The 16436-nt window shown below is 42.3% G+C and carries 16 protein-coding genes and 1 other annotated feature; of the genes, 15 read left to right on the top strand and 1 reads right to left on the bottom strand.

Going from position 1 to position 16436, the window contains the following annotated elements; genetic code table 11:
* Positions 1–33 precede the first annotated feature (33 nt).
* On the bottom strand, positions 34–363 hold the full coding sequence (locus tag BM049_RS00940) for a hypothetical protein (RefSeq protein WP_091527919.1): 330 nt from the start codon (positions 361–363) through the stop codon (positions 34–36).
* A gap of 151 nt (positions 364–514) precedes the next feature.
* Between BM049_RS00940 and BM049_RS00945 the strand changes: the two genes are divergently transcribed.
* The 15 genes from BM049_RS00945 to priA all read left to right on the top strand — a co-directional run bounded on the left by BM049_RS00945 (position 515) and on the right by priA (position 16428).
* Positions 515–1387: a DegV family protein gene (locus BM049_RS00945; protein WP_091527921.1), complete on the top strand. Its 873-nt coding sequence runs from the start codon at positions 515–517 to the stop codon at positions 1385–1387.
* A 119-nt stretch (positions 1388–1506) separates the two neighbouring features.
* Positions 1507–1553: a sequence feature (sodium ion sensor (DUF1646 type); this cis-regulatory element may regulate processes involved in with the transportation of sodium ions), on the top strand.
* 42 nt (positions 1554–1595) lie between these two features.
* Positions 1596–1922, top strand: coding sequence for a hypothetical protein (locus BM049_RS00950; protein ID WP_091527922.1), 327 nt, complete (start codon positions 1596–1598; stop codon positions 1920–1922).
* Complete coding sequence (locus BM049_RS00955; RefSeq protein WP_091527924.1) at positions 1909–3864, top strand: V-type ATP synthase subunit I; 1956 nt, start codon at positions 1909–1911, stop codon at positions 3862–3864. Before BM049_RS00950 ends, BM049_RS00955 begins: the two co-directional genes overlap by 14 nt.
* A 48-nt stretch (positions 3865–3912) precedes the next feature.
* A complete protein-coding gene (locus tag BM049_RS00960) occupies positions 3913–4389 on the top strand; it encodes a V-type ATP synthase subunit K (RefSeq protein ID WP_091527925.1) in 477 nt (158 codons plus the stop codon).
* A gap of 112 nt (positions 4390–4501) precedes the next feature.
* Positions 4502–5080, top strand: coding sequence for a V-type ATP synthase subunit E (locus tag BM049_RS00965; protein ID WP_091527927.1), 579 nt, complete (start codon positions 4502–4504; stop codon positions 5078–5080).
* Positions 5081–5094: 14 nt separating this feature from the next.
* Positions 5095–6096, top strand: a complete 1002-nt coding sequence (locus BM049_RS00970) for a V-type ATPase subunit (RefSeq protein WP_091527928.1) — start codon at positions 5095–5097, stop codon at positions 6094–6096.
* Positions 6089–6400, top strand: a complete 312-nt coding sequence (locus BM049_RS00975) for a V-type ATP synthase subunit F (protein WP_091527930.1) — start codon at positions 6089–6091, stop codon at positions 6398–6400. Before BM049_RS00970 ends, BM049_RS00975 begins: the two co-directional genes overlap by 8 nt.
* A gap of 12 nt (positions 6401–6412) precedes the next feature.
* Positions 6413–8197 carry a V-type ATP synthase subunit A gene (locus tag BM049_RS00980; protein WP_091527931.1) on the top strand — a complete coding sequence of 595 codons (1785 nt, stop codon included), beginning with the start codon at positions 6413–6415 and terminating at the stop codon, positions 8195–8197.
* Positions 8190–9566, top strand: coding sequence for a V-type ATP synthase subunit B (locus BM049_RS00985; RefSeq protein ID WP_091527933.1), 1377 nt, complete (start codon positions 8190–8192; stop codon positions 9564–9566). The genes BM049_RS00980 and BM049_RS00985 overlap by 8 nt, the downstream gene beginning before the upstream one ends.
* A gap of 5 nt (positions 9567–9571) precedes the next feature.
* Positions 9572–10201 carry a V-type ATP synthase subunit D gene (locus tag BM049_RS00990; protein WP_091527935.1) on the top strand — a complete coding sequence of 210 codons (630 nt, stop codon included), beginning with the start codon at positions 9572–9574 and terminating at the stop codon, positions 10199–10201.
* A 189-nt stretch (positions 10202–10390) separates the two neighbouring features.
* Complete coding sequence (locus BM049_RS00995) at positions 10391–11731, top strand: patatin-like phospholipase family protein (RefSeq protein ID WP_143079439.1); 1341 nt, start codon at positions 10391–10393, stop codon at positions 11729–11731.
* 82 nt (positions 11732–11813) lie between these two features.
* Positions 11814–12431 (top strand): guanylate kinase, encoded by a 618-nt coding sequence (gmk, locus tag BM049_RS01000; RefSeq protein WP_091527939.1) that lies wholly within the window; start codon positions 11814–11816, stop codon positions 12429–12431.
* Positions 12432–12644, top strand: coding sequence for a DNA-directed RNA polymerase subunit omega (gene rpoZ, locus BM049_RS01005; RefSeq protein ID WP_091527941.1), 213 nt, complete (start codon positions 12432–12434; stop codon positions 12642–12644).
* Positions 12645–12800: 156 nt separating this feature from the next.
* On the top strand, positions 12801–14000 hold the full coding sequence (gene coaBC / locus BM049_RS01010) for a bifunctional phosphopantothenoylcysteine decarboxylase/phosphopantothenate--cysteine ligase CoaBC (RefSeq protein ID WP_091527942.1): 1200 nt from the start codon (positions 12801–12803) through the stop codon (positions 13998–14000).
* Positions 14001–14013: 13 nt separating this feature from the next.
* Complete coding sequence (gene priA / locus BM049_RS01015; protein ID WP_091527944.1) at positions 14014–16428, top strand: primosomal protein N'; 2415 nt, start codon at positions 14014–14016, stop codon at positions 16426–16428.
* Positions 16429–16436: the final 8 nt, after the last annotated feature.

Raw genomic sequence — 16436 nt, forward strand, 5'->3', positions numbered from 1 at the left:
GGACGATACCTTAGTTCAGCTTTCTCCAGCAATTTATTTGCGTTTATATAACCGTCTTATATATCTGATATCCCGTGCACTGATCAAGTAAGTGATCGATTGCAGATCGGATTTTATAATAACTTGGGTGGATTTAGGTGATAAATAGGCTATGCCTGTAAACTCGCTGATGCTATCTGACTGTGAAGTGGGATTGACCTGTATCACAATAGGATAGCGGTTCTTAACTGCTTGTTTTAAGAAAGTCGCGATCTGTTCTTTAGGCATCTGGGGATGCACGTTTGTAATGGACGGGAACAAAGAACCGTACCCTTTTTTTAAGTAATGGACGATCGAATGTCTGTTCTCAGCTATTCTGCTCATATTTATCCTCTCCCGAACGTATGTTACCCATATTATATCTAACGAACATACATTCGTCAATTAATTTTATATTATTTAGTGGATAATGTTTCTATTTATTGACGGAATACGTATAATATAAAGTGTAGTAAAGAAGGGGGGAAATTAAATAATGAACTACCAGATTATTACTGATTCGTGCAGTGATTTGCCTTTAGAGCTGGTCGACCAGTACAACTTGGATATTGTCCATTTCACCATTAGGATCGGTGATGAAGACATAGTGGACGATATGGGAGAAAACTTTGATAAAGAGGCTTTTTTCCAGCGCCTAAAAGAAGGAGAAACGGCTTCAACTTCTCAAGTCAATGTGCATTCATACTTAGAGAAATTTAAATATTATATCGAGAAGGAGATACCGGTTCTTTACTTAGCTTTTTCTTCAGCGTTGTCAGGATCTTTTAATTCAGCTGTTCAGGCGAAGAAAATGCTTGAAGAAGAGTATGGCGAGGTGGATATAGATATTATAGACACCAAAGGCGCAAGCCTGGGTCAGGGCATTTTGGTCTACGAGGCGAGTCAGAAGCAGAAAGAAGGCTTTACGAAAGAAGAACTAATGGATTGGGTGGAAAAAAACAAACTTCATTATCATTCATGGGTGACAGTCGACGATATCAAACACCTTCAACGCGGGGGAAGGATATCATCTACGGCTGCAACAGTCGGTTCACTGCTTCATGTCAAACCGATCCTGATAATGAATACGGAAGGCAAACTCGTTCCGGCCGCTAAAGTGAGAGGCAGAAAAAAATCGATCAACTATCTTATCGATCAGACGGTCAGTCATTTGACTGACCCTGAAGACCACTCGATCTTTATCGGTCATGTTGGCGTACCTGATGAAGCAAAAGCAATCAGAGATAAAATCCTGGAGCGAGTCAGTCCTAAAGAAGTGGTCGTTTCCAGCTATGGCCCTACAGTAGCCGCTCATACAGGCTTTGGTTCGATTGCTGTTTTCAGTTATGGAGATACTCGTTCTGACTGATCCACTGACGTCTCGTTTTAAAGCTTAGCCTAACTCGGAATACTGATATATTAGTTGACAAGGTATATCAAGTATGGTAACATAAGTCCGTTGTAAAACATTAATAATAATTTTTATACGGTTGGGCGTTAGCTTTCAAGGAAAATTTCTTCTGGGGTGAGAAGAAGCTTGTTAGCTGCGCCCACCTTTTTTTGAAAGGGGGAAGAAAATGAACCGGGAAGCTATAAATTATGTTAAAGAAGCCGAAGCAAGAGTAGATGAGTTGCGTGCGAATGCCAAGGCAGAAATCAGAGAAATAGAAGCAAAGAAAGAAGAGGAAGTCACACGTCAACAGGCGATCACAAATCAGGAAGTGGATGCCTATCAGAAAGAACAGTATGCTGATATGGAACAGGCTTTGGAAAGAGATGAGCAGGAAATGAATGAAGCTGTTCAGGCAGAGACTGTGAAATTCGATGTTGCATATAAAGAAAAGCAAGATGTGTTAGCCAATCGAATAGCAGAGGAGGTATTGCGTCGATATGGCAATAGCTAAAATGAAAAAATTGACTTTATTAGCGGAGCATGCTCATAAAGAGAATGTTTTAAAAAGTGTACAGGAGATGCAGAGTCTCGAAATCATTTCACTTGCTGATAAAGACGATGAAGAACTATTAAGAGGATTTACGAGAGAAACGTCAGAGACTGACACCCAGGATCTGCAGGGCAGGCTTCAGGATATCGAGTATGCTATCGATTACCTCGATGACTATGTTGCCCAGCCAGGTCTGATCGAAAAACTGAAATCTAAAAGAGAAGTATACACTCTGGCCGAACTTGAAACGCATGTTGAAGCGGCCAATATAGAGGCAACACTCGATCAGGTTTCAATAAAGGAACAGGAAATCAATAAGCTTGGTGAACAACTGAAAAGTTTGAGGCAGGAAGAACAGTTCCTTAGAAAATGGCGCAGCCTTAACTTCATGCCCAATGAAGTCGATCAGTTCAATCTCATGCATGTCATGATTGGTACTGTAGACAAAGAACACGCCGCCCCTCTTATCGATTCTATAAAGGAAAATGGGAAAGTATATTACGACGAAGTATACAGACGAAGCGATGAGGTTGCTTATCTCTTTATTCTTCCAAAAGATGATGTTAAAACGGTGACAGATAATATCAGTCAGTACAGTTATAGAGAGTTGAAGTATGAGTACGACATGCTTCCTGAAGATGCCCTATATAGAAACCTTTTGGAACAGAAAGAAAAAAGAGAATCCCTTGAAAATATCAAAAAAGAAATGAATGGCTGGCAGTCAGTATACAAAGACTTGCAGTTAGCTGAAGAGTACTACCACAACCTGTCAGAGAGGAACAAAGCAAAGAACATCCTTCTGGACAGCCCTCATTTGTTCTTACTGTCCGGATGGATCGAGGAAGAGAAGGTCGAAAATCTTAAATCTAACATCAATCAGGAAATCGGGGAAAGTGAAGTCGTTCTTTTGACTGATGAAATCAAGATGGAAGAATACAGAGATGTACCGATCGTGCTCAAGAATAATAAGCTCGTCGAGCCGTTCGAGATGATCACAGAGATGTTCAGCTATCCTCAATATAATGAAGTCGACCCTACACCGCTTATGATGCCGTTCTTCATGATTTTCTTCGGTATGATGGCTGCGGATCTGGGGTATGGCCTGCTTCTGTTTGGTGTGACACTGTTCGCAATGAAAGCATTTAATATAGAAGGATCGACAGGGAATTTTGTAAAATTCCTGTATGTCTTATCCTATCCGACAATGGCCTTCGGATTGTTTTTCGGAAGTTTCTTCGGTATCGAACTGCCTTTCCAAGTGCTGTCCCTGCAGGATGACGTTCTTGTCATCATGATATTATCGGTCGTTATAGGACTGGTCCAGTTACTATACGGACTGATTCTGAACGGTATAGTCAAGAGCCGTCAAGGTCAAAGAGCATCCTCGTACATTGATGGTTATGCCTGGGCTATGATGCTGGTCGGCTTTATTCTGTGGGTCGGCGGATCGCTGGTATTGTCAAATACATTAATGACACAGATCGGGATCGGCATTGTCGTTCTTAATGCTGTAGGTATTCTTGTAATCAGCGCCATATCGACACCAAACACTGCGCTTGGTATTGGATTAGGTGCTTATAACCTGTACGGTATCTCAGGGTACGTCGGAGACATTGTGTCGTATACTCGACTAATGGCTCTGGGTGTAGCGAGTGCAAATATCGGGATGGCATTTAATATGATCATTGGTTTCTTACCGGTATATGCAAGATTTACTGTAGGTGTACTGATCATCATTGCCTTACACACACTTAATATAGCGTTGACGTTCTTGAGTGCTTATGTGCATTCGTCCCGTCTGCAGTATGTTGAGTTCTTCGGTAAATTTTTCGAAGGCGGCGGACGTCCACTCACCCCGTTGAAAACGTTAGAGAAACATATCTGGCTTGACCAGAAAAATTAAAGGTTAAAAATTTAAACAAACTAATTTCGTAAATGGAGGAAAAGTATAATGGATAATTTCACAATGTTTTTTGGAGAAAATTTAGGTTTTGTATTTGGAGCGATTGGTGTTGCTTTGGCAGTCATTTTGTCAGGTATGGGTTCTTCTAGAGGTGTTGGATCTGCCGGTGAAGCAGCTGCAGCTTTGACAAAAGAACAGCCGGAAAAATTTGGTCGTGCATTGGTTCTTCAAATGCTGCCAGCTACGCAGGGTCTTTACGGCTTCGTTATCGGCCTGTTGATCATCATCAACTTGACAACTGACTTAGATCCATCACAAGGCTGGTACTACCTGATGGCAGGGTTACCTGTTGGATTTACCGGCTTGACTTCAGGTACTTTGCAGGGACGCGTTTCTGTTGCTGCTATGCAGATCCTGGCTCAAAAACCTGAACATACAACAAAAGGTATTATTTATTCAGCGATGGTTGAAACATACGCTATCTTAGGTTTCGTTATTTCCTTAATGATGATAATCTTTATCTAATAAAACGAATGAAGGGATTTGAGACGGTTCAGTGAAAGAAGTCAATACTTTTACTATTGACTCGATTCCTTTCTTTCTTTAATTGTATTTGAATAGGAGGGAAACCCAGAAGATGGCTGACTTGAAATTATTAACAGAACGTGTTGTAGAAAAAGAAAAAGCAGCACTTCGTCAGAAAGTTGAACAGACTCAAGTTGAAGCAGAAGATGAGATCCAAGCTTCTCAAGCAGCTGAAGCAGCGAATAGACAGCAGCTTAAAGACGATGTTAAAGCGAAAGTTGAAAGAGAATATGCAATCAAGAAAAACACACTTGAAATTCAGAAACGTAATGCGATTCTTTCAGCTAAACAAAATGTATTGAGCAAAGTGATCGCTGATGCAAAAGAAAAAATGAATACAATTGATGCTAAAACCTTTCAGGTTTTTGTAGTCAGTGTGTTGCAGCAATTCAAAAATGAAGAAAAAGTAACGCTTACTTTTGGCGAAAAATCAGCGCATTTAGTTGATGAAAACTGGATAAGAACAAATGGTCCAAAGGAATTGACTGTGCATGTTGCTAGTGAAACAATTCCGGATAAATCCGGTTTTATCGTTGAAAAAGCGGGTATCGATTATAATTTCATTTTCGATACTTTAGTAGATGAAGTTAAAAGCGACATTTTATCTGATATATCAAATGAATTATTTTAGAGAGGGGAATAACTTTGGAAGATACCGTTTATGGATCAAGTAATGTTCTCATACGTGTCTACGAGAACAACCTCCTCACTCGCGCTCATTTTGAAAGAATGCTGACAGCAGATTCATTTGAAGAGGCTGTCAATGTGCTTCGTGAATCGCCTTACCGTAATGATGTCGACAGGATAAAAGAAGATAAAAATTATGATTCCATGTTCATGAATGAACTGCATCAGACGTATAATGAGATGTTTGACATTGTTCCAAACAAGGAATTGATCGAACTGTTTAGTCTGCGCTATGCGTATCACAACCTGAAAGTCCTCTTCAAAGAAGAAATAACTGATCAGGATTTAGATCATCTGTTTATTCCGATCGGACGATACCCTATCGCTGAATTACGACAGGCCGTTCGAACAGGAGAGTCAGACGTTCTGCCGAAAGCATATATGGACAGTATAAATGAAGTGAAAACCGATTATGAGGAATACCACAATGTACAGGCAGTAGATATTATACTGGATAGACGCTTTTTTACCCATTCACGCCTCTTGGCTGATGAAACCGGGGAACCTGGCATACCTGCATTGATTGAACGCTACATTGACTACAATAATCTTTCCACGCTTGTTAGAGGGATGAAACAGAATCGCACGCGAAACTTTATGCTGACGATTTTGTCCAGTTCCGGCTCTATCCCTAAAGAAGATTTATTGGAGCTGATGGAAAAGGATTTAAATGCAGTGGCTCAATACTTTAGAAAAACAGATTACCGTAAGCTCATTGATAAAGCGATCGATAAAGAGACGGGCGAACTGTCAACAGTCAATGTCGACTTTGAAACGGATAATGCGTATATGGAAAAAATGCGTGAAGCAAGGCTGGAATCATTCGGGCCGATGCCTGTTATTGCCTATTTGTTCGCCAAAGAAACAGAAGTGATGAATCTGCGCTTGATTCTTTCAGGTAAAGAAAATGGCTTAACGGCGGATGAAATTAGAGAAAGGATGCGATTGAACTATGCCTAACAAAATTGGTGTTGTTGGAGATAAAGAATCAGTCTTAGCTTTTAAAATGCTGGGCTTTTCAGTATCTTTCGCATCCGAGGCCAAAGAAGCCCGTCGGATCATCGACAGTATGGCGGATAAGAACTTTGGCGTAATATATTTAACGGAACAATTGGCAGAGATGATTCCCGATACAATTAGACGCTATGATGCAAAAATGAAACCTGCCATCATTTTGATCCCGAATCATGCCGGGTCACGAGGAATAGGTAAAAAACGTGTCCAGGATAATGTGGAAAAAGCAGTGGGTCAAAATATCTTATAGGAGGGTACGAATTTGAGTAAAGGAACGATTGTGAGTGTTTCCGGACCGCTGGTTACAGCTAGTGGAATGGAGACAGCAAATATACAAGATATCTGCCGAGTTGGTGAATTAGGACTGATCGGCGAAATTATAGAAATGAGAGGCGACGTTGCCTCAATTCAGGTTTATGAAGAAACATCAATGGTCGGACCGGGTGAAACTGTAGAAACAACGGGAGAAGCTTTATCAGTAGAATTAGCACCCGGTATGATTTCACAGATGTTTGACGGGATCCAGAGACCGCTTGATGAATTTATGGAAAAAACGCAAAGTAATTACCTTGAGCGAGGCATGACTATTGCCCCCTTGAACCGCGATAAAAAATGGGAATTTGTCCCTTCTGTAGAAGTAGGAACAGATTTGACCGAAGGCGATATCGTAGGGACCGTCCAGGAAACTAACGTTATCGAACACCGCATCATGGTTCCATACGGTGTCAAAGGTAAATTGAAATCGATCGAAACAGGGTCTTTCACCGTTACGGATACGATTTATGTATTGGAAACTGAAACAGGCGATAAAGAATTTACGATGATGCAGAAATGGCCTGTACGTCAGGGAAGACCGATCGCTGAAAAACTGAATCCGGTCGAACCATTGATCACTGGTCAGCGTGTTATCGATACCTTGTTCCCTGTAGCAAAAGGCGGAGCAGCTGCTGTACCAGGTCCTTTTGGAGCGGGCAAAACAGTTGTTCAGCACCAGATCGCTAAATGGGCAGACGTTGATTTGGTTGTCTATGTAGGTTGTGGTGAACGCGGAAACGAAATGACTGATGTTATCAATGAATTCCCTGAACTGATCGACCCGAATACCGGTGAATCGATCATGGCTAGAACTGTACTGATCGCTAACACGTCTAATATGCCGGTGGCAGCCCGTGAGGCTTCTATCTATACTGGTATCACGATCGCAGAATATTTCCGTGACATGGGTTATTCTGTAGCGATCATGGCCGATTCCACATCCCGTTGGGCTGAGGCTCTGCGTGAGATGTCAGGTCGTCTTGAAGAGATGCCTGGTGATGAAGGTTATCCTGCTTACTTGGGTAGTCGTATCGCCGAATATTATGAACGTGCCGGAAAGGTCATTTCTTTAGGAAGTACCGGTAGAGAAGGAAGCATTACAGCTATCGGAGCCGTTTCACCTCCAGGGGGAGATACATCTGAGCCCGTTACTCAAAACACCTTGCGTGTGGCGAAAGTGTTCTGGGGGCTGGACAGTTCACTGGCCCAGCGTCGTCACTTCCCATCTATCAACTGGCTGAATTCATATTCTTTATATTCTAACGATATGAACTCTTTTGTAGGTGAAAAACTGGACGTTGATTGGAGTGGTATGGTCACCCATACTAAATCACTGCTTCAGGATGAATCAGAGCTGCAGGAGATCGTCCGTCTTGTCGGTGTGGAATCACTTTCTGAGAAAGACCGTCTGAAGCTGGTTACGGCACGAATGGTTCGTGAAGACTATCTGCAGCAGAACGCGTTTGACGATGTCGATACCTACACTTCAAGAAATAAACAGTATGAAATGCTGAATACTATCCTGAAATATCAGCAGGAAGCCGAAAAGGCAATGGGGCTTGGCGCATACTACGATGAAATCATCAAAGGGACGGAAGATGTCCGTGAAAGAATCGGACGTATGAAATTCGTTCCTGAAGAAGAATTGTCACGTATTAAAGAAATCAATGCACAGATCGAAAAAGATATGAAAGTAGTACTAGAGAAAGGTGGTGTAGAATCAGATGCTTAAAGAGTATAAAACAGTATCAGAAATCGTCGGCCCGTTAATGACCGTTCAGGGTGTCGAAGGTGTGAAATTCGATGAGTTAGTAGATATCGAACTCCAGACAGGTGAACGCCGTCGCGGGCAAGTGCTTGAAATCAACGGCGACAAAGCTGTGGTTCAGTTGTTCGAAGGGTCATCCGGCATCAACTTGGATGAGACGAAAGTTCGCTTTCTTGGAAAACCTTTATCTCTTGATGTCTCAGAAGACATGATCGGACGTACGTTTGACGGCATGGGTCGTGTGAACGACGGCGGCCCGGATCTTATTCCGGAAAAAAGTCTGGACATCAATGGACAGGCGATCAATCCGATTGCACGTGAGTATCCAGATGAATTTATTCAAACGGGTATTTCAACTATCGACCATTTAAATACCTTGGTACGTGGTCAAAAACTACCGGTATTCTCTGGTTCTGGACTGCCCCATAAAGAACTGGCTGCTCAAATAGCGAGACAGGCCAGCGTTACAAATAAAGATGAGAAATTTGCGGTTGTTTTTGCAGCGATCGGGATCACGTTCGAGGAAGCTGAATTCTTCATGAACGACTTTAAAGAAACTGGAGCGATCGACCGTTCAGTGCTGTTTATTAACCTTGCGAATGACCCAGCGATCGAGCGTATCGCGACCCCGCGTATGGCTTTGACTGCAGCTGAATATCTAGCTTTCGAAAAAGACATGCACGTCCTTGTTATCATGACAGATATGACGAACTACGCCGAGGCGCTGCGTGAGATCTCAGCAGCCCGTCGTGAAGTTCCTGGCCGTCGTGGTTACCCGGGTTACCTATATACTAACCTGGCGACCTTGTATGAACGTGCCGGAAGACTGGAAGGAACGAAAGGATCAGTGACGCAGATTCCGATCTTAACGATGCCGGAAGATGACATCACGCACCCGATCCCTGACTTGACCGGTTATATTACTGAGGGGCAAATCATCTTGTCTCGTGAACTTTATAACCAGGGTTACCAGCCTCCAATCGATGTCCTGCCATCCTTGTCCCGTCTGAAAGACAAAGGGACCGGTGAAGGCAAAACCCGTGAAGACCATGCGCCGACCATGAACCAGATGTTCTCTGCTTATGCGCAGGGTAAAGAAGCCAAAGAATTGTCTGCCGTGCTTGGTGAAGCGGCCTTGTCTGATTCAGATAAGAAATACGTTGAATTTACAAATAAATTTGAGAAAGAATATGTTAACCAGGGTAACTATACGGACAGATCGATCGAAGAAACTCTGGATTTAGGCTGGGACTTGCTGAGAGTCCTACCAAGACCTGAATTGAAACGTATTAAAGACGATATGTTAGACAAATATATGCCAAAAGGAGAGTGAGGTAAATGGCCAAGTTAGACGTCAACCCCACTCGCATGGAACTTGCTAAGCTAAAGAAACGTTTAGGTGTGGCAAGTCGTGGTCATAAATTGTTGAAAGATAAGCAGGATGAGCTCATGCGTCAGTTTATTGAGCTCATCAGAAAAAATAATGAATTGAGAAACCAGGTGGAAGAAAAACTGGAGAAAGCCATGCAGTCGTTTGCGATGGCCAAATCATTACTGCACGAGAATTATATCGAAGAATTGATGGCTGTTCCTACACGAAGTGTCTCTTTAAATATGGGGCGGCGAAACATTATGAGTGTAAGGGTGCCTCAAATGAACTTTCAATATGATGAAAGTGTCGAGGATTCGACAGAGTTAACTTACGGCTATTTAAATTCGAATGGTGAGCTCGATCTGACCTTCGAACATCTTGTAGAAGTCATGCCGCAGATGCTTGAACTGGCAGAAATAGAAAAAACATGTCAGTTGATGGCGGATGAAATAGAAAAAACAAGACGTCGTGTTAACGCATTGGAATATATGACGATACCTCAACTTGAAGAAACCATCTACTTCATTCAAATGAAACTGGATGAAAGTGAACGTGCAGCAATTACCCGTCTGATGAAAGTCAAGGATATGGGCTAATCGATTACAGCAGGATCTAAACCACTGAAAGAAGGGGGTCAACTTCTTTCAGTGGTTTTTTTGTACCTCCATAGTGTATTTCAGTTATAATATAGATAGATAAAGTAGACTGCTTATTTCCGGCAGCACAGCGATGGATGCGAAGGGAGGCGATTCTTGTTGGAGCCTGCATTTTTTGAGAAGGAAAATATGAAACGGGCGATTGTTTTTGGGGGTGGCGGTGCCAGAGGAGCTTTTGAGATAGGTGTGTGGAAAGCGCTGGATGAACTCGGTTACCATGCGGACATCGTCACAGGGACATCAGTTGGGGCATTGAACGGCGCTTTATATATATTAGGCAATCAAAAAGAAGCAGAGAAAATGTGGAAAGAAATTGAAACGAATGATATTCTTGGCTTTGAATCTCCGGCCCAAGGTGCCGGTTTTGGTGATTATGGAAAAACAGTATCAGAGTTCATCGTAAAAGTCATCAAAGAGAAAGGGTTGAGTACGAAACCCCTTGAAGATATGGTCATGAAGTATATTGACGACGAGCAGAAAATCAGAAGCAGACCTGTCATATTTGGTCTCTCCACAGTGAATTTCAGAACAATGAAAGTTGAAAATTACTACCTTGAAGATATCAAAAAAGGGGAGCTGACCGATTATCTGCTTGCGAGCTCTGCACTCTATCCGGCTATGGAAAAGCATTACATCAACGATACGCCATATATAGACGGCGGATACGGGAACAATATTCCGATCGATATGGCTTTGGATAAAAAGCCGGATCAGCTTGTTATTGTGGATGTTCATGGTCCCCATCTGTTCAAGCGGGATCCACGGATCGGAAATTGTGAATATATATGGATCAGAACAAACTGGCCGCTGGGAGATATGCTGCTTTTCGATAAGCAGAGAACGGAACTGAACATCAAATTGGGTTATCTGGAAACAATGAAACGGGCACATGCCAATGATTACATGGGATACTGGTATACCTTCGATCCGGAAAATCAGGATGCAGAAAAAGACGCCTTTTATGTTGCTCTGCATCAATTGCTCCAGGGTCATCGTTCCAGTCATTTATTCAAGCAGATCGACAAGGAGACCTATCAGAAAACGTTATTGAAGGAACTGTCGAGAAAGTGGGGGAAAGTCGTAAATGAACACACGCTCATGCTGGCGGTTCTCGAAATGGCAGGTCGGACGTTTAAAATTTCCCCTGATAATAGATATAAATTATATGACTTTCAAGATATGATAAAAAACAGGCTGGAGCGACTACTTGAAGCTGAAAAAGAACAGCCGATCCATGCTTTCGAACCGTCTTATATCCTCAGCGGAAAAGAATGGAGTAAAGAATTCTTCGAGCAGCTTCCTCTCGTATCTAATCGAAGAATGACCGTGCAGATATTCAAGTGGATAACAGACGATAGGATCTCATCTGATCATCCGCTTTTTAGTATTATCATGAAAGTAAAGCCATATCCTCTGATACTTGCTCTATACTGCAAATACTTATTTTCCAAAGAAAATGAGAATTTTTAAAAATCAGTTCATTTTATTCTTGAAATATGGTAGAATTGAGGATAAGTTTTTAATGATAGTATGTGTTAGGAAGGAAGTTCAAATGGAAGATCGTGGTTTACTCATCGTATTATCTGGACCCTCAGGTGTCGGTAAAGGGACAGTACGGAAAGCTATTTTCGAAAATCATTCCAATAACTTTGATTACTCTATTTCCATGACCACACGTAAAAAACGTGAAGGGGAAGTAGAGGGTGTGGATTACTTCTTTAGGACTAAAGAGGAGTTCGAAAAGCTTATCGAAGAAGATGGTCTGTTGGAATACGCTAACTATGTTGGTAATTATTACGGCACACCGATGAAATATGTCAATCAGACTTTAGATCAGGGAAGAGATGTCTTTTTAGAGATCGAAGTCCAGGGGGCACTGAAAGTAAGAGAAAAAATGCCGGAAGCCATTTTTATTTTTCTATCCCCTCCTAACCTGGAAGAATTGAATTCTCGCATAGTGAATCGCGGCACAGACAGTGATGAAATGATTAAAAAAAGAATGAAAAAAGCAGTAGAAGAATTAAAACTCATTCAGTATTATGATTATGTTGTTGAAAACGATACCGTTGAGAATGCTGCGCGGAAAATTCGTAACATCATTGAAAGTGAGCATTTAAAAGTGACAAGAAATCTGAAAGAGTACGCACATATAATCGAGGAGATGGAATAAATGTTATTATACCCTTCACAGGATGATTTACTGAATAAAATCAATTCTAAATATTCATTGGTGATTTTAGCTGCTAAACGAGCTAAACAATTACATAATGAAGATGACACGCAAATGCTGGAAGAATATAAGAGTGTGAAAAACGTTGGTAAATCTCTCGAGGAAATTATTGCAGGAGATTTAGTGATCGATCCGGACAGCATCGAAAAATAAATAATCAGTAACCTCTGTTTTAGGTCTTTTATAAGAGTTTCTCTTTTAAAGGACTAAGTGCAGAGGTTTTTTCTAGTATGCAAAATAAACAGGCTGGTTAAAGACAGCGAAGTATTTTACTGATAAAATAAGGAAAAGACCTGTGAGGTGTTAAAGATGTTAAAAGGGAAAAAAATAGCATTGTATGTTACTGGCGGCATAGCGGTATATAAAGTCGTTGATTTGATGCGGTCACTGATCAAAGCCGGTGCAGAAGTTCAAGTCGCCATGACAGAATCTGCTACACAGTTCGTTTCTCCATTGACCTTTCAAGTCTTGAGTAAACGGAACGTCTATAGAAATATATTTGCAGAAGACGATCCAGCAAAAGTCAATCATATCCACTTTGCTGACTGGCCCGATTTAGCGATCGTTGCCCCGTTGTCAGCGAACACGTTGGCTAAGCTGGCTAACGGCATTGCTGATAATTTTGTGAGTTCAGCCTTATTAGCTACGACATGTCCCATTTTTACTATCCCTGCAATGAATGAGCATATGTATGAAAATCCGGCAACACAGACCAATATCGAAACACTTCGAGGCAGAGAACTTTACGTGATGAATCCAGATGAAGGGTTTTTAGCTGAAGGGTATTCAGGAAAAGGTCGTTTTCCGACGCAGGAACGCATCCTGGATGAATTGCGTCTGTTTATACGTGAAAAAGGAAGAGCGCTGCCCCTTAAAGGGAAATCCGTCATAGTGACAGCTGGTGGAACGAAAGAACGCATCGACCCTGTCAGGTTCATATCTAATGATTCTTCAGGTAAGATGGGGCATGCTGTAGCGGAAGCTGCCTGGGAAAAGGGAGCTGAAGTGACCTTGATAACGGCAAGTCCATTAGCCGTATCTGGAAACATTACAGTTATACGGGTAGAATCCGCAGATGAAATGCATGAAGCCGTATCCAGTCGTTTTGATTCAAGCGATGCACTGATCATGGCAGCGGCTGTATCAGATTATTCTCCTGAAACGACCCATACACGTAAAATGAAAAAGCGGGATAAACTGACCCTGACGTTAAAGAAGAACCCTGATATACTGAAAGAGATGGGGAAACGTAAGCAGACTAGGCAATGTCTGGTCGGTTTTGCTGCCGAAACAGACAAGATAGAGGAATATGCTAAAAAGAAACTTGAAGAAAAGAATGCCGATCTGATCGTGGCAAATGATGTTGGAAAGAAAGACCGTGGTTTTAATGTGGATAAAAATGAAGTGATCTTTTTCAGTCATCATGAGGAACCACAAACTATAAATCTTAAAGCAAAAAAAGACATTGCAGAAGATATTGTCGACTGGATCAGTAACTTTATAAATTAAGAGGAGATGTCACATGTCTCTAGTAGCGAATATAATAGTAGATGTCCCGACGCTTCAGACCAACAGGGCTTATACCTACAGCATACCCGACGCCTTCACCGGAGTGATCGAACCGGGCATGCGTGTGGTCGTTCCTTTTGGCAATGGATCGAGAAAAATACAGGGGTTTGTTGTTGAAGTCAAAGAAGATAAGACGACGGAACTGGAATTGAAGGCTGTCGAGTCTTTGATGGACAGCTATCCTGTCCTGACGGAAGAGCTCCTTCGACTGGGTGATTTTCTGGCCTATCAGACATTCAGCTTTCAGGTGAAATGCTATCAGACCATGCTGCCGGCAGTGATGCGTGCCAAATACAGTAAAAAAATAAAAATCATTGACGAAATACCTGAATCTTTATTATGGGATGTCTTTAAAGGCAAAGCTGAAGTGAGCTGGGAAGAAGCAGAAAAAGAGAATGCTTTGACTCAAATCATTCAGCTGGAAAAAGAAGATAAGGTCGAAATAGACTACGATGTACAAGATAAAGCAGCAGTGAAAAAAGTGAAAAAAGTCAAGCCGTCACTCAGTTTTGAAACCTACGAAGAAATCAAGGCCGGCATCCGGTCCAACGCAAAGAAACAGAAGCTGTTCCTGGATATTTTGCAATCTCTGGCCCAAGACGCAGCTTTGACTTATGCAGAACTGAAAGAGTGGGGGGTCACATCTTCGACTATCCAGTCTGGCGTAAAAAAAGGCTGGTGTGAGGTTTTTCAGGAGGAAGTGTACCGGGATCCTTATGCTGCAAGCACTTTTGAACGAACGACGCCCTTGTCCTTATCGGAAGATCAGGCACATGCTTTTCAAGAGATCCATCAGACGATCAGAGATGAGCAGCATAAGGTTTTTCTTTTAAAAGGGGTCACAGGAAGCGGGAAAACAGAAGTCTATCTGCAGACGATTTCTGAAGTGATCGAGAAAGGCAAAGGGGCGCTGATGCTCGTGCCTGAAATTGCTCTGACACCGCAGATGGTCCAGCGTTTCAAAGGACGCTTTGGTGATGAGGTGGCTGTTCTTCACAGCGGGCTGTCCAATGGCGAAAAGTATGATGAGTGGCGTAAAATCGAAAAAGAAGAAGCTAAAGTTGTCGTCGGTGCCCGTTCCAGTATCTTTGCACCGTTAAAGAACATCGGGATCATCATCATTGACGAAGAACATGAAACAAGTTACAAGCAGGAAGAGTTCCCTAAATACCATGCAAGAGATGTAGCTATATGGCGAGGAGAGTACCATAACTGCCCAGTTGTTCTGGGCAGTGCAACACCGTCTCTGGAATCCCGTGCCCGTGCGACAAAAGAAGTTTATACCCTGCTGGAACTGAAAAGTCGTGTCAATGACTATCCGATGCCCGAAGTCGATGTGATCGATATGAGAGAAGAAGCCAAACGCGGCAACCATTCGATTTTTTCTGAAGCATTGCTTGATGGGCTCAAAAAGCGGATCAAACAGAATGAACAGTCTGTCCTCCTTTTGAACAGACGCGGCTTTTCCTCATTCGTCATGTGCCGTGACTGCGGGTATGTACTCGAATGCCCGAACTGTGATATCTCTCAGACGCTGCATATGGATACGAAGACCATGAAATGTCATTACTGCGGCCATGAAGAGGGCATTCCCAATATATGCCCTAAATGTCAAAGCCGGTCCATCCGCTATTATGGAACGGGTACACAGAAAGTAGAAAAAGAACTGAAAGAATTGCTCCCGGAAGCGGGGATCATACGTATGGATGTGGATACGACCCGTAAGAAAGGCGCTCATGAGAAACTTTTCAATCAGTTTGAGAGAAAAGAGGCCAGCATCCTGCTGGGTACACAAATGATCGCCAAAGGTCTGGATTTTCCCGATGTCACGCTGGTCGGTGTGATCAATGCAGATACAGCACTCGGTTTGCCTGATTTTCGCTCTGCGGAAAAAACATTTCAACTGCTTACTCAAGTGAGCGGACGTTCCGGTCGTGGTGAAAAAGAAGGCAAGGTCATCATCCAGTCTTATAATCCTGATCATTACGCCATCCAGTATGCTAAACAGCATGATTATGATTCTTTCTACAAACGAGAAATGCATCTGCGCCATTTAAGTGAATACAGTCCATACTACTTTCTTTTAAAGGTTTCTGTGAGTCATGAGAACGAGATGACAGCGGCTAAAAAGATCAGACAATATACAGACTTTATTCGGCCGGCATTATCCAACCAAGCAATCGTTTTGGGTCCTACCCCCAAGTCGATTGCCCGGACGCACAATCGCTATCATTTTCAAGTTCTGATCAAGTATAAGCATGAAGCTGGATTGACAGAAAAAATACATCAGTTACTGCAGGAAACTCAGAAAGAACAGGCTAAAGGCGTATTCATTTCAATCGATTATCAGCCTTTAGACTTTATTTAGAAAAGAGG

The organism is Alkalibacterium subtropicum (assembly GCF_900112455.1).
In the GTDB taxonomy this organism is placed as follows: domain Bacteria; phylum Bacillota; class Bacilli; order Lactobacillales; family Carnobacteriaceae_A; genus Alkalibacterium; species Alkalibacterium subtropicum.

Bases quoted from the DNA above. Each gene is read 5' to 3' on its own strand.
- BM049_RS00950 (WP_091527922.1), top strand. From the start codon at position 1,596: ATGAACCGGGAAGCTATAAATTATGTTAAAGAAGCCGAAGCAAGAGTA.
- BM049_RS00940 (WP_091527919.1), bottom strand. From the start codon at position 363: ATGAGCAGAATAGCTGAGAACAGACATTCGATCGTCCATTACTTAAAA.
- BM049_RS00975 (WP_091527930.1), top strand. From the start codon at position 6,089: ATGCCTAACAAAATTGGTGTTGTTGGAGATAAAGAATCAGTCTTAGCT.
- rpoZ (WP_091527941.1), top strand. From the start codon at position 12,432: ATGTTATTATACCCTTCACAGGATGATTTACTGAATAAAATCAATTCT.
- BM049_RS00995 (WP_143079439.1), top strand. From the start codon at position 10,391: ATGAAACGGGCGATTGTTTTTGGGGGTGGCGGTGCCAGAGGAGCTTTT.
- BM049_RS00990 (WP_091527935.1), top strand. From the start codon at position 9,572: ATGGCCAAGTTAGACGTCAACCCCACTCGCATGGAACTTGCTAAGCTA.
- BM049_RS00960 (WP_091527925.1), top strand. From the start codon at position 3,913: ATGGATAATTTCACAATGTTTTTTGGAGAAAATTTAGGTTTTGTATTT.
- BM049_RS00955 (WP_091527924.1), top strand. From the start codon at position 1,909: ATGGCAATAGCTAAAATGAAAAAATTGACTTTATTAGCGGAGCATGCT.
- BM049_RS00965 (WP_091527927.1), top strand. From the start codon at position 4,502: ATGGCTGACTTGAAATTATTAACAGAACGTGTTGTAGAAAAAGAAAAA.
- BM049_RS00985 (WP_091527933.1), top strand. From the start codon at position 8,190: ATGCTTAAAGAGTATAAAACAGTATCAGAAATCGTCGGCCCGTTAATG.
- priA (WP_091527944.1), top strand. From the start codon at position 14,014: ATGTCTCTAGTAGCGAATATAATAGTAGATGTCCCGACGCTTCAGACC.
- gmk (WP_091527939.1), top strand. From the start codon at position 11,814: ATGGAAGATCGTGGTTTACTCATCGTATTATCTGGACCCTCAGGTGTC.
- coaBC (WP_091527942.1), top strand. From the start codon at position 12,801: ATGTTAAAAGGGAAAAAAATAGCATTGTATGTTACTGGCGGCATAGCG.
- BM049_RS00945 (WP_091527921.1), top strand. From the start codon at position 515: ATGAACTACCAGATTATTACTGATTCGTGCAGTGATTTGCCTTTAGAG.